The organism is Arthrobacter livingstonensis, from assembly GCF_003219815.1.
Lineage (GTDB): Bacteria > Actinomycetota > Actinomycetes > Actinomycetales > Micrococcaceae > Specibacter > Specibacter livingstonensis.
On sequence record NZ_QJVD01000002.1, the window covers coordinates 218,546 to 231,020 of the forward strand.

Consider the following 12,475-nt stretch of genomic DNA (forward strand, 5'->3'; position numbering starts at 1 on the left):
CCTACGTCGCGCGCCGGCCATGGCGCGCCCACGCATCTTTGCCCCGCCTTTGTCCGAGCGCGACGCCGGTGAGAGACTTGGGGGATGAACCAGACGGAACAGTCCACCCAGCATCCCGAATCCATCCAGCAGCCGCTCGAGGAGCGCGTGAACAACCGTTCGCACCGCCCCGATTCGGATGCCTTCCGCGCCTTCATGGCCTCCAACTGGGCCCCGGCTTCCTCCGTGCTGCCCGCCCGGGCCGACGTTGCGGACCATGCCGCGCGCCGCCGTCGTGCCATCTCCGAACAGTTCAAGGGCGAACGCCTGGTGGTCCCGGCCGGCGCGCTCAAGGTCCGCTCCAACGACTGCGACTACCGCTTCCGCCCCCACTCCGCCTTTGCCCACCTGACAGGACTGGGCATGGACCACGAACCCGACGCCGTGCTGGTCCTGGAGCCCGTTGCCGACGGCGAAGGGGACGACGGCGGCAACCACCGCGCGTCCCTGTACTTCCGCCCGCTCGCAGGCCGGGACACCACGCAGTTCTACGCCGACTCGCGCAGCGGCGAATTCTGGATTGGCCCCAGGCCCACACTCGCCGAATTCAGGGCGCTGCTGGGCCTGGACACCGTGGACATCTCCGAGCTGGAGGTGGCCATCACCAAGAACGTGGGCGAGCCTTCCGTGGGCGGCATTTCCGTCCGCCTGGTCCGCAAGGTCGACGAGAACATTGATGCCCTGGTGGACACGGCCCGCTACAACACGGCCAAGGACCCGGACAACATGGACTTCGCAGCGCTGGATGAACTGGACGCCAAGCTGGCCGAAGCCCTCTCCGAACTGCGCCTGCTCAAGGACGCATGGGAAGTTGAGCAGATGAAGATCGCCATTGCCGCGACCGCCGCCGGGTTTGAGGAGATCATCAAGTCCCTGCCCCGCGCCGTCACACACCACCGCGGAGAACGTGTGGTGGAGGGTGCCTTCTTCGCCCGGGCCCGCGAGGACGGCAACGAGCTCGGCTACGACACCATCGCCGCCGGCGGCAACAACGCCACCATCCTGCACTGGACGCGCAACACCGGCACCGTCAACGACGGCGAAATGCTGCTGGTGGACGCCGGCGTCGAGGCCGACTCGCTGTACACGGCGGACATCACGCGCACCCTCCCGGTCAACGGCAGGTATTCCGAGGTGCAGCGCAAGATCTACCAGGCCGTGCTGGACGCCGCCGACGCCGCGTTTGCCGTGGCCGTGCCGGGGGCCAAGTTCCGCCAGGTGCACATGGCCGCCATGGAGATTTTGGCAGCGCGGCTTCAGGAGTGGGGCCTGCTGCCCGTCGCCGCGACGGTTGCGCTCTCGCCGGAGGGCCAGCAGCACCGCCGCTGGATGCCGCACGGCACCAGCCACCACCTGGGCCTCGACGTGCACGACTGCGCCCAGGCCCGCGCAGAGCTGTACCTTGACGGCACCATCACCGAAGGCATGGTCTTCACCATCGAGCCCGGCCTGTACTTCAAGGACGAGGACCTGGCCATTCCGGCCGAGTACCGCGGCAACGGCGTGCGCATCGAGGACGACATCCTCATCACTGCCAACGGCCCCGTCAACCTGAGCGCGGCACTCCCCCGCACCCCGGACGACGTCGAAGCCTGGATGGCCCGCCTGCTCGGCTAGGCCTCCCGCATCTGTGTTGCACTTGTTGGACGGATTTCCCCTGTTTTCCGGGATTTTCGTCCATCAAGTGCAACACAGATTTTTAAGGACGACGGCGGAACCACGCTTAGCCGGCGATCAGCGCCTTCAGTGCTGCGACGTGCACTTTATAGGCCCCGCGGCCCGCCGGTGTCAGCGCGGCCCAAGTCTTAACCCGACCCTTGCCTGTCGGCTTGCTCAGCTTCACGTACCCCGCATCCTCGAGCACCTTCAGCTGCTTGCTGGTGACGGAGTCGGCCACGCCCAGCATCTCGCGGATGGCGCTGAACTCGGCCCGGTCCACGGTGCCAAGGAATGCGCAGATCCGCAGCCGGTTGGGCGCATGAATGATTTCGTTGAGCACAGGTTCCGTCGCCGCTGTCACGGGGCCCCCCGCAGCTGCGTCTGCAGCGCCTCGTTAAAGCGACTCCCCGCCACGGCCGTTGCAGCGAAAAGTACGACGGCAGCCAACCAGGCCGCCCACTCCGTGGAGGCCAGCCTGCCCGTAATGATTGCGGCCGGCACGCACACGGCATATGCCGCCAGCAGCAGCCACGCCCACCGGCTGGCTCGGCCGGAACGGAACGCTGGGATCCACAAGCCCGTCCGTTCCCGGTGCAGGCCCATCAGAACGCCCAGCCCGACGGTGAACACCCAGAGCGTGCCAAGGAAGACAAACACGTTTCCCAGCGACGCCATGAGGACGGCACCGGCCGCGAGTAAGCCGAGCACCGGGTAGTACCACCACGGGGCTACAAGCCTCTCTGCCGCAGCAGCCCGCGCATCGCCAATGGCGGACAGCGCTTCGCGCGCCTCATTTCCCGATTGATTTTCCATAATGGAAAGTCAACCACTTTCCGATGCGGAAAGTCAACAAGTCGCCGCGCCGCCCACCGTCACGATCCCACCCGGCCTTCCAACTTCTGCGTTATTGATTCCTCAAACAGTTGGGAGTGTTGTTAGTGCTCCGCAGGCTTGTCATCCTGCTCCGACGGCGTGGCCGGCGAGGAAGGCGGCGTGTCCACACGGATGCCGTACTGCGGGCGGCCGTCGGGAAGATCGGGGAACTGGCCGCGGCGCGGCCCGTCCAGGGGTGCCTGGCCGGGGCGGTCGTGACTTTCTTCCGCTGCACCCTCGGGGGATGCGGGCGCCGCTGCCCCGTACGGATCGTGCCAGCCTTCAGGGCGGGCCGGCGGCTGCTGCCCGGGAGCCTGGGCAGGCGGCTGCGCAGGCGGACGGTATCCCTGGTAGCTCTGCCCCTGCCCCTGCCCCTGAAACGGGCGCGGCGCGGTGGACTTCATGGGCAGCTGGGCGAGGAGGCGGCGGGCGTCCATGGCCACGTCCGGCGTGACAATGACGTCGTAGCTGGTGGCGAGCACCTGGTTGGTGGAGGTGAAGTCGCGCTTGCCGCGCTGGGCGGCATAGCCAATGATCGCAAACAACATCCAAAATGCAGCGCCCATGAGAACGGCCGTGAATACGTTCAGGTAGGGTCCGCCGGCGCCACTGCCGCCGTCAAAGAACGACAGCATGACGCCGATGAACAAGCCAAACCAGGCGCCGGTCATCGCTCCGGACAAGGCCACCCGCGGGTAGCTGAGCTTGCCGGTGACGCGTTCGACCATCTTCAGATCGTTGCCCACAATGGACACGTGTTGGACTGGGAATTTCTCATCCGCCAGGTAGTCGACCGCCTTTTGGGCGTCCAGATACGAGGTGTAGGAACCGATTGTCTCCCCAGTGGGAACAACTCGGGCTTCATCCATTGGTCGGGTACGTCCAAAGAGGTTTGCCATCCCTCCATTGTTCACCATGTTCCTGCGCATTGGCTGTAGTATCGCTGGCAGTGAAATGCAAGCCCGCTGCAGGGCGCCCCAAGGTTACGCCAATCGCAGGCTTGGGAAGTAGCCTGTAAGGGTGAGCACACAACCCACGCGCATCTTTGTGGCGCGACTCCTCGGCCTGGACGTCTTTGACCCGCTGGGCGACCGGCTGGGCAAATTGCGCGACGTGGTGGTGCTGGGCCGCGGCCAGCCCCACACGGCCCCCCACGCCGTCGGCATCGTGGTGGAAGTGCCCGGCAAAAAACGTGTGTTTGTGCCCATGACCCGCCTGACTTCCATGGACCAGTCCCAAATCATCTGCACCGGCCTGGTAAACCTGCGTCGCTTTGAACAGCGCGGCGCCGAGCAGCTGGTGGTGGGCGGCATTTTTGACCGCAAGGTGACCCTGGTGGACGGCAGCGGCGACGCCGTCATCGAGGACATTGCCATGGACCAGCAGCGCAATGGCGACTGGCTGGTCACCAAGCTCTTTGTCCGCCGCGGCGGCTCCACCTCCCGCCTGCGCGGGCTGCGGCGCGGCCACACCCTGCTCATCGACTGGGCCGAGGCCCACCCCGACGACATCGCCCAGCCGCAAGGCGCCACCCACTTCGTGGCAACCCACGAGGACCTGAAGGCGGCCGACTTTGCCGACGCCCTTCAGGAGATGAGCGACAAGCGCCGTATCGAGGTGGCCAGCGAACTTCAGGACGAGCGCCTCGCGGACATCATGTCCGAGCTTCCCGAGGAGGACCAGGTCAACCTGCTCTCCGCGCTCGACAACGAACGTGCCGCCGATGTCCTGGAGGAAATGGACCCCGACGACGCCGCCGACCTCCTGGCCGACCTTCCCCAGGCCAAGGCCGAGGAACTGCTGCTGCTCATGGAGCCGGACGAAGCGAAGGACGTGCGCCGCCTGCTCCAGTACGAGGAGGGCACCGCCGGCGCCCTCATGACCCCCGTGCCGGTGATCCTTCCGCCGGAAGCCACGGTCGCGGAGGCCCTGGCCCATGTACGCAGCGAGGATCTCTCCCCCGCACTGGCCTCCGCCATTTTCATCTGCCGCCCGCCGTTGGAAACCCCCACGGGACGCTTCCTGGGCCTGGTCCACATCCAGCAGCTGCTGCGCAGTGCCCCGCCGGAACAGCTGGGCACCCTCGTGGACAAGAACCTGGAACCCGTCTCCGACCAGGATGACATCTCCGTGGTCAGCCACATCATGGCCTCCTACAACCTGAATTCGCTCCCCGTGGTCAGCCGGGAAGGGCGGCTCGTGGGCGCGGTGACGGTAGATGACCTGTTGGACCACCTGCTGCCGGACGACTGGCGGACCCATGAGGACGGCGCACCGTTTAGGAAATTAGGAGGCCGCATTGGCTGAACGGCACCACGCCAAGGGCGGCGGCCTCGACACGCCCATGGAGCTGAGGTCCCGGCTCCTGCCCAACCTCGCCGGCGACCCGGACTTCTTCGGCCGGTTCGCCGAGCGTTTTGCGCGTTACATGGGCACGGCGAACTTCCTGCTGTACATGACCGTCTTTGTGATCGTCTGGATTGCCGTCAACGTCATTGGCCTGTTCAGCCTCAAGTGGGACCCCTACCCGTTCATTCTGCTCAACTTGTTCTTCTCCACCCAGGCTTCCTACGCTGCCCCACTGATCCTGCTGGCCCAGAACCGCCAGGACGACCGCGACCGTGTCCAGATCGAGCAGGACCGTTCCCGCAATGAGCGCAACCTCGCCGACACCGAATACCTGACACGCGAGGTCGCCGCCCTGCGGATCTCCCTGCGCGAGGTGGCCACGCGCGACTTTGTCCGCTCCGAGCTGCGCAGCCTTCTTGAGGAGCTGATCGCCATCTCGGACGACGACGCCGAACCCGGCCGCGAGTCCCGCAACCCCCGGAATCCCGCCACCACGTCCCTCAAGACGGTTTCACCGAGACGCACCTCCAACCCCTAAGGCAAGCACCACATGTCCGCACCAACCGCTTCAGCCCTGCACGCCGCCCTGGCCACGGTCATCGACCCCGAGCTGCGCCGGCCCATCACCGAGCTGGGCATGGTGGAGTCGGTGGAGGCGTTCGACGGCGGCCGGGTACGCGCCGTCGTCCGCCTCACCATTGCCGGCTGCCCCCTGCGCGGCACCATCACCAGGGATGCAACGGAGGCGCTGACGAAGGTCGACGGCGTCACGGGCGTGGATGTGGAGCTCACCGTCATGACGGCGGAGCAGCGCGCCGAGCTGAAGGAAAGCCTGAAGGGCGCAAACCCCGAACGCGGCATCCCGTTCAACGACGAATCCTCGCTGACGCGGGTTTACGCAGTGGCCAGCGGCAAGGGCGGGGTCGGCAAGTCGAGCGTCACGGTGAACCTGGCCTGCGCGCTGGCGGCCAGGGGCCTGCGCGTGGGCATTGTGGACGCGGACATTTACGGATTCTCCATACCGGCGCTGATGGGCATCACGCAGGTTCCCACGCGCGTTGACGAAATGATCCTGCCACCTGTTGGACACGGTGTGAAGGTCATTTCGATCGGCATGTTCGTCACCGGCAACCAGCCTGTCGCCTGGCGCGGGCCGATGCTGCACCGGGCACTGGAGCAGTTTCTGACCGACGTGTACTTTGGCGACCTCGATGCACTTTTTCTGGACCTTCCCCCAGGCACGGGCGATGTTGCCATTTCGGTGGCGCAGCTGCTGCCCAAGGCGGAGATCCTGGTGGTGACCACGCCGCAGGCGGCGGCCGCCGACGTGGCGGAGCGGGCCGGCGCCATCGCTGTTCAGACCGGACAGAAGGTGGCTGGCGTCATTGAGAACATGTCATTCTTGACACTGCCCGACGGCAGCACCCTGGAGTTGTTTGGCTCCGGCGGCGGCGAAGTGCTGGCCAAGCGGCTGACCCAGACCGTCAACGCGCCGGTGGAGCTGTTGGGCCAGATTCCGATCGATGTGGCGCTGCGCGAGGGCGGGGACATCGGGGCGCCGATCGTGCTGGCCAACCCGGAGTCGCCGGCAGCTGCCGCGCTGCTGGTCATTGCGGAGAAATTAGCCGTGCGCCCGCGCGGCCTGGCCGGCCTGCACCTGGGTGTCACCCCGCGTTGACCGACGCTCCATCACCTTCGGGGGGCCAAACGCAAATGCTCCCTCACCGGCTGAGGGAGCGTCGGGGAGAAATGACCCGAATGTGAGGGAGCGACGGCGGGAAATCACCCGGTTCTGAGGGAGCATCGGTGGGGCTAGGTCGCTTCGAGGTCGAACGGGGCGCGCTGGCCCTCGGCCAGGCGCTCAACCGCGGGGGCGGCCGGAGTCGATTCGGCAGGCTTCCCGTCGCTGTCCTTGCCCATCATCGAGGCAATGGCCGCGCCGGGTGCGGCCTTGAGCGAATTGAAGGCGTTGACGTCGTCGTCGTCCAGCAGGGCTTCGCGGATGATCCGGCGGGGATCGTACTGGCGCGGGTCCAGCTTCTTCCAGTCGATGTCATCAATATCCAGCCCGGCTTCTTCCTTGATGGTTTCGCGCGCGCCGGAAGCCATCCTGCGAACTTCGCGGATCAGGTTCTTCAGCTTCTCCACATAGCCCGGAAGGCGCGTGGGGCCGATCACCAGAAGTGCCACAACGATAATCAGGACCAGCTCGGGGGTATTGATACCAAACACGTTAGGAAGATTACCCTCTCAAGACTAAAAGCAACGACTCCGAACACGTTTTGGGTCCGGTGGTTGGCCGCCGGAACCACACCGGCCCGCTGAAAGGGGAGGCGTCCACGCCTAGTGGGCGCCAACAATCCGGGGCATCGACAGCAGCGGCTTCTTGGGCGGACGCACGTCGCAGCCGCGCCCCGGCGCCAAGTCGGCCAGTGACTCGCGCAGCATGGCCCGGCCCCGGTGGATGCGTGAACGGACGGTGCCCAGCTTGACGTTCAGTGCGTGGGCGACCTCGTCGTAGGAGAGCCCCTCCATGTCACACAGCACGACGGCGGCGCGAAAGTCCGGGGGCAGCGCCTCCAATGCGGCCGCAACGTCCACGTCAAGGTTGTTGAATTCAAAGGTGCGCTCGGGTCCCGGATCGGCACCGGCCAGGCGGGACTCGGCGTCGTCGGCCAGCGGGTCAAAGCGGATCCGCTGCTTGCGGCGCGCCTGGTCCAGAAACAAGTTGGTGGTGATGCGGTGCAGCCATCCGTCGAGGGTGCCTGGCTTGAATTTGGCCAGGGAGCGGAACGCGCGGACAAACACCTCCTGGGTGAGGTCCTCGGCGTCGAACTTGTTCCCGGTCAGGCGGTAGGCCAGGCGGAAGACCTTCGCCGCGTGGTTGGTGACAACTTCGTCCCACGACGGCGGCGTCCACTGCGGGTCGGCGGCGGAAACGGCAGTCAAAGCTGCTGAGCTGGGGGCTGAATCCATGGCTGCACCTCATTTCTTGCGGCTAGGCGTAAAACCTGCCCGGCTTGTCACCACCGGGTTCCCATATTGTGCCAAAAGAAACTGACATTTAGCTGGGCGAATGAGAAATTCAGCCCACGGCGCAGGCAGTAGGCTAGGGGAACCCGCCGCAACAGTTTAGGAAACCACACCCATGAGCGCCGACAAGTCCACCAGCTGGTCCTACGCCGAGGGCCTCCCCGTGGAAGATGACGTCCTTCGCCGCGCCCGCGAACGCTCGCACGAGCTGGGCTTGTTCGCCGTCACCCACGGTGTTGCCGCAGCGCTGACCGTGTTGGCTGCTTCGTCCAAGGCGCAGACGGCCGTGGAGGTCGGCACGGGCGCCGGCGTTTCAGGCGTGGCCCTGCTGCGCGGACTGGGCCCGCGCGCCGTTCTGACCACGATTGACCCTGACGTGGACCACCTCAAGGCCGCCCGCGAAGCGTTCATCGAGTCCGGATCCCCCGCCAACCGGACACGCACCATCTCCGGCCGCGGCCAGGACGTGCTTCCCCGCCTGACCGATGCCGCCTACGATCTGGTGTTCATCGACGCGGACAAGCCCAGCTACCCGGACTATGTGGAGCAGGGCATCCGGCTGCTGAAGTCCGGCGGCCTGCTGGTCATCAACGACGCCCTGGACAAGGACCGGGTCTCCGATCCGGCCATCCGTGAAACCAGCACGGTGGTACTGCGAAAGGTTGGCAAGATGGTCCGGGAGAACGACTCCCTGATTTCGGCGATGCTGCCCACCGGAGACGGCCTGCTGCTAGCGGTCAAACGCTAATCCCCACGCCCTCCCGGGCTGACGCTGGCGCGTCAGCCGGGTCCCACGGGCGCGTGGGCCCATCCACGCCTCAAGGACTGACGCTGGCGCGTCAGCCGGGTCCCACGGGCGCGTGGGCCCATCCACGCCTCAAGGACTGACGCTGACGCGTCAGCCGGGTCCCACGGGCGCGTGGGCCCATCCACGCCTCAAGGCTTCGGGAGCATGCACGCGGGACCGCCTTAAACGCCAAGCGGGGCAGCGTGGCCGCCCCGCAGGTAAATCAGTGGTGGTTGCCCGAGCTACTCGGTCACGCCCACCAGGCACTCCTTGAGGCTGCTGGCCTCGTCGGCGTTCATTTCCACCACAAGGCGTCCGCCGCCTTCAAGCGGGAGCCGCAGGATCAGGCTTCGCCCTTCCTTGGTCACTTCCATCGGACCGTCGCCGGTTCTGGGTTTCATGGCCGCCATAAGGAGTTCCCCTTTTCATAGTTCGAACCCACAGGCCTGCGGGGCAATCCCACATGCAAGTTCGTGTTGTATCCCTCACAGTCCATTATTCAGTATTTCTGCTGCCGGGTGCTAATCGGGGGTCCCCTGCGTCCCGCAGCGAAAAGCCATGAATCGTCACGGCGGCCAGGCCTGACCGGTGCTGATGGCCGAAAACTGCCACAGCCACACAACCCACACCAGCTGCAGCACGGTGAACATGGTCAAAATGGCCCACCGGTAGGCCCGGCCGGCCGAAATGAACGCTGCGGCCAGCGCCAGCGGGAACAGCGGCAGCATCACGCGGAAGGTGCTCGACTGCGGGTCCAGGACCGCCAACAGGTAGAGCAGGTAAAAGGCACACCAGAGGCGCAGTTCCGTCCCGATGCGCCGCACGGCCCGGGAGTTCAGGTACAGGGCAGCGAGCGCCACCAGAAGCAGCGGCAGCAGCGGCCCCCAGAACGGACCGGCCAACGCGACGCCGGCGTCGAACCATGGCTTGAACAACACCAGACGGGTCCCCCGCCACGCCGTTTCGGTGTCCGTATAGGCGCTGCGGTCCCCCGTGGCCCACCAGGCAGCCAACATCCAGGCAAGCGCCATGACTGCGCTGGCCGCCAGCAGCACCGCCGCGCCGGCCACCTCGCGCGGCGGGAACGGCTCCCGGCACCGGTGCCGCAGGCGCAGGAGGAGATGCATGCCGACGACGGCGGCAAACGGCACCCCTGCCGGCCGCGAGAGGCACAGCAGGACAACCACCGGAACGCCGGTCCAGTACCGGCGCCGGATGAGCAGGTAAAGGGCCGCCGCGAGCAGGAACGTGTTCAGCGATTCCGCGTACGCCACCTGCAGGATAGGCGAAACAGGAAAAAATGCGAAGAAAGCCACTCCCCAAACGGCCGTGCCGGGCGAAGCGAAATGCCGGAACAAAAGGTAAATCATGAGGGCCGCGGCCAGCCCCGCCGCGGTGGCCACCAGCGGCCCCGCCACGGCCCATGGCAGTCCGGTCACGGCGTTAAGCCCGCGCACCAGCAGCGGGAACAGCGGATAAAACGCCCATTGGTTGGGCTGCGCCGTGCCGTCCGGGTTGCGAGGTATGGCAGATGGGTAGCCGCCGGCGAAGATGCGCTCGTACCAGCCGGCGTCCCAGCGGTTGATGAAGGCAAGGTAGTCCGGCTGCGCGCCGGACCAGGGCGATTCTGCGGCGTGATAAGCGGCACCGGCCAGGATGGCGAAGGAGACCAGCCGCGCGGCGGCGTACATGATGGAGACCTGCAGCCACCACGGCGCCCGCTGCAAGGGTGCCAGCAGCCGGCGCCCTGCGGCGTACAGGACTTCGTTGACCGTGGGAGCTGCCTGCCGCTGCGATGCCTCCCGGCGGGCGTGTTCCGTCACGGAAGCTTCAGTGACTCCGCCACCCAGCACCCTGGCTGGTGGTCGTTGGCCAGGCCCACAGCCTGCATCATGGCGTACGCCGTGGTCGGCCCCACAAAGGCAAAGCCGTGCTTCTTCAGCTCCTTGGCCAGCGCAGCGGATTCCACGGTCCTGGCCGGGATGGGTTCGCCGCCGGTGCGCGGGCGCACGGGTGCGTGGGCATGGAGCAGCGTGCCCAGCGTGACGCCGACGGGAAGCGCCAGGATGGCCCTGGCGTTGCCAATGGTTGCCTTGATCTTCATCAGGTTACGCACAATGGCGGCGTCGGCCATGAGCCGGTCGATGTCCGCCTGGCCAAAGTCCGCCACTATGGCCGGCTCAAAGTTGGCGAAGGCTTCCCGGAAAGCGTCGCGCTTGCGCAGGATGGTGATCCAGCTCAACCCCGACTGAAACGCCTCCAGGGACAACCGTTCAAAAAGTTCGCGTTCACCCTCAACGGGGCGGCCCCACTCCTGGTCATGGTAGCGCTGGTACTGTTCATCGGTTTGGATCCCCGCCCACGCGCAACGGGCCTTCCCATCGGCGCCTACAACAACGTCGGCCATGCTCAGGAGTCCTTTCCAGGTTCCGCGCCGGACGCGCCGCCTTCGGAGGCCGCCCCGCCTTGCGCTGCGCGGTCTGTTTCGGCTCCCGGGGCCGCGGCGGGCTGGCCTGCGTTGTCCGATTCGGAGACATCCGGGGCCGCGCCAACCCCGGCAGCTGGGTGTCCGGCGTCGGACGCTTCCAGTTCGGCGATCCGCAGGTCCTTGGCGGCCAGTTCATCCCGCAGCCGGTCCAGGACCTCGTCCACCTGGTCCATCCGATAGCCGCGCAGGCCCAGTGCGAACCGCACCCTGTCGACGTCCTCCGGGGCCGCAACGGCGGGCAGGAGCACGGGCGGCAGCCCGGCCACGGGCGCCTGGAGCCCATCCCGGAACACGTCCGCGCCGGGCCGTCGCAGACCCACCACGTAGACGGCCACCGCGGCAGCCAGCATGATGGCGAGGAAGATCAGGAAGTAGCTCACCACTCAATGGTGCCAGATCAACCCGGCCGGCCCGCCCCATCGGCGGGCGGGTGTTTCAGCCGGCGGCAACCTTCGTGCCGGCCTCGCCCGCCATGACGAGCGCCACGGCGTCTTCGGGCGAGTCGGCCAACTGCACAATGTCGGTGTCGCCGGGCGAGACCAGTCCCTCGGCCACCATGGTGTTGCGGATCCAGTCCAGCAGGGGCGACCAGAATTCGGTGTCCACCAGGACTATCGGGAACTGGGTGACCTTGTTGGTCTGCACCAGCACCATGGCCTCAAACAGCTCGTCCAGGGTGCCCAGGCCGCCTGGCAGCACCACAAAGCCCTGCGCATATTTCACAAACATGGTCTTGCGGGCAAAGAAGTAGCGGAAGTCCACCCCCAGGCTGACCCATTGGTTCATGCCCTGCTCAAACGGCAGCTCGATCCCCAGCCCGATCGACAGTCCGCCTGCTTCGCTCGCGCCGCGGTTGGCGGCCTCCATGGAGCCGGGCCCGCCACCGGTGATCACGGCCACCCCGGCCTCCACCAGGAGCCGGCCGATGTCCATGCCGGTCCGGTAGTGGCGGCTTTCGGGCTTGGTGCGTGCCGAGCCGAATACGCTGATGGCAGGTCCAATGTCGGCCAGCGCGTCAAAGCCCTGGACGAACTCGCTTTGGATCCGCATCACGCGCCAGGGGTCGGTGTGCGTGAAGCCGCTGCTGGGAGGGGTCTCCAGCAGCCTCGAATCGGCTGTGGAGCCCGCCGGCACGCCTTTCGTCCAGCTGCCGAAGCGCTGTTTCGTGGGACGGAGGGGCCTGCTTGATCCGGTGGGTGCACTCATGCCACTAAGGGTACGTGAAAGCCCTGCACCCACGGACCGGC

The 12,475-nt window shown here is 66.5% G+C and carries 15 protein-coding genes; 5 read left to right on the forward strand and 10 right to left on the reverse strand.

The window, feature by feature from the left end; genetic code table 11:
- The first annotated feature begins 84 nt into the window (after window positions 1-84).
- On the forward strand, window positions 85-1,656 hold the full coding sequence (locus tag CVV68_RS03020) for an aminopeptidase P family protein (protein ID WP_110499525.1): 1,572 nt from the start codon (window positions 85-87) through the stop codon (window positions 1,654-1,656).
- A 106-nt stretch (window positions 1,657-1,762) separates the two neighbouring features.
- On the opposite strand, the gene CVV68_RS03025 is transcribed toward CVV68_RS03020, so the two are convergent.
- The 3 genes from CVV68_RS03025 to CVV68_RS03035 all read right to left on the reverse strand — a co-directional run bounded on the left by CVV68_RS03025 (window position 1,763) and on the right by CVV68_RS03035 (window position 3,470).
- The gene (locus CVV68_RS03025; protein ID WP_110499526.1) at window positions 1,763-2,059 is read right to left on the reverse strand and encodes a transcriptional regulator; all 297 of its coding nucleotides are present in this window, start codon (window positions 2,057-2,059) and stop codon (window positions 1,763-1,765) included.
- A complete protein-coding gene (locus CVV68_RS03030) occupies window positions 2,056-2,511 on the reverse strand; it encodes a hypothetical protein (RefSeq protein ID WP_110499527.1) in 456 nt (151 codons plus the stop codon). The genes CVV68_RS03025 and CVV68_RS03030 overlap by 4 nt, the downstream gene beginning before the upstream one ends.
- Window positions 2,512-2,633: 122 nt before the next feature.
- On the reverse strand, window positions 2,634-3,470 hold the full coding sequence (locus tag CVV68_RS03035; RefSeq protein WP_110499528.1) for a YflT domain-containing protein: 837 nt from the start codon (window positions 3,468-3,470) through the stop codon (window positions 2,634-2,636).
- Window positions 3,471-3,591: 121 nt separating this feature from the next.
- Between CVV68_RS03035 and CVV68_RS03040 the strand changes: the two genes are divergently transcribed.
- From CVV68_RS03040 to CVV68_RS03050, 3 genes are read left to right on the forward strand one after another with little or no spacing between them, the layout of a single operon-like run.
- On the forward strand, window positions 3,592-4,878 hold the full coding sequence (locus CVV68_RS03040; RefSeq protein WP_110499529.1) for a magnesium transporter MgtE N-terminal domain-containing protein: 1,287 nt from the start codon (window positions 3,592-3,594) through the stop codon (window positions 4,876-4,878).
- A gap of 37 nt (window positions 4,879-4,915) precedes the next feature.
- Window positions 4,916-5,458, forward strand: coding sequence for a DUF1003 domain-containing protein (locus CVV68_RS03045; RefSeq protein WP_110499638.1), 543 nt, complete (start codon window positions 4,916-4,918; stop codon window positions 5,456-5,458).
- Window positions 5,459-5,470: 12 nt separating this feature from the next.
- Window positions 5,471-6,598 carry an Mrp/NBP35 family ATP-binding protein gene (locus tag CVV68_RS03050; RefSeq protein WP_110499530.1) on the forward strand — a complete coding sequence of 376 codons (1,128 nt, stop codon included), beginning with the start codon at window positions 5,471-5,473 and terminating at the stop codon, window positions 6,596-6,598.
- Between the two features lie 134 nt (window positions 6,599-6,732).
- Here CVV68_RS03050 and CVV68_RS03055 read toward each other — a convergent pair whose 3' ends face one another.
- Together CVV68_RS03055 and sigE are read right to left on the reverse strand one after the other, a co-directional pair.
- The gene (locus CVV68_RS03055; RefSeq protein ID WP_110499531.1) at window positions 6,733-7,152 is read right to left on the reverse strand and encodes a twin-arginine translocase TatA/TatE family subunit; all 420 of its coding nucleotides are present in this window, start codon (window positions 7,150-7,152) and stop codon (window positions 6,733-6,735) included.
- A gap of 111 nt (window positions 7,153-7,263) precedes the next feature.
- Window positions 7,264-7,896, reverse strand: a complete 633-nt coding sequence (sigE, locus tag CVV68_RS03060; protein ID WP_110499532.1) for an RNA polymerase sigma factor SigE — start codon at window positions 7,894-7,896, stop codon at window positions 7,264-7,266.
- 172 nt (window positions 7,897-8,068) lie between these two features.
- On the opposite strand from sigE, the gene CVV68_RS03065 reads away from it, so the two are divergent.
- The gene (locus CVV68_RS03065; protein ID WP_110499533.1) at window positions 8,069-8,701 is read left to right on the forward strand and encodes an O-methyltransferase; all 633 of its coding nucleotides are present in this window, start codon (window positions 8,069-8,071) and stop codon (window positions 8,699-8,701) included.
- A 281-nt stretch (window positions 8,702-8,982) separates the two neighbouring features.
- Here CVV68_RS03065 and CVV68_RS03070 read toward each other — a convergent pair whose 3' ends face one another.
- From CVV68_RS03070 to CVV68_RS03090, 5 genes are all read right to left on the reverse strand, one after another.
- On the reverse strand, window positions 8,983-9,150 hold the full coding sequence (locus tag CVV68_RS03070; RefSeq protein WP_082369385.1) for a DUF3117 domain-containing protein: 168 nt from the start codon (window positions 9,148-9,150) through the stop codon (window positions 8,983-8,985).
- A 156-nt stretch (window positions 9,151-9,306) separates the two neighbouring features.
- Window positions 9,307-10,563 (reverse strand): putative hexosyltransferase, encoded by a 1,257-nt coding sequence (locus CVV68_RS03075; protein WP_245933299.1) that lies wholly within the window; start codon window positions 10,561-10,563, stop codon window positions 9,307-9,309.
- Window positions 10,560-11,147, reverse strand: a complete 588-nt coding sequence (locus tag CVV68_RS03080; RefSeq protein WP_211320701.1) for a DNA-3-methyladenine glycosylase I — start codon at window positions 11,145-11,147, stop codon at window positions 10,560-10,562. The genes CVV68_RS03075 and CVV68_RS03080 overlap by 4 nt, the downstream gene beginning before the upstream one ends.
- Window positions 11,148-11,149: 2 nt before the next feature.
- Window positions 11,150-11,608 (reverse strand): DivIVA domain-containing protein, encoded by a 459-nt coding sequence (locus tag CVV68_RS03085; RefSeq protein ID WP_170133069.1) that lies wholly within the window; start codon window positions 11,606-11,608, stop codon window positions 11,150-11,152.
- Between the two features lie 55 nt (window positions 11,609-11,663).
- Complete coding sequence (locus CVV68_RS03090; protein WP_110499535.1) at window positions 11,664-12,434, reverse strand: LOG family protein; 771 nt, start codon at window positions 12,432-12,434, stop codon at window positions 11,664-11,666.
- Window positions 12,435-12,475: the final 41 nt, after the last annotated feature.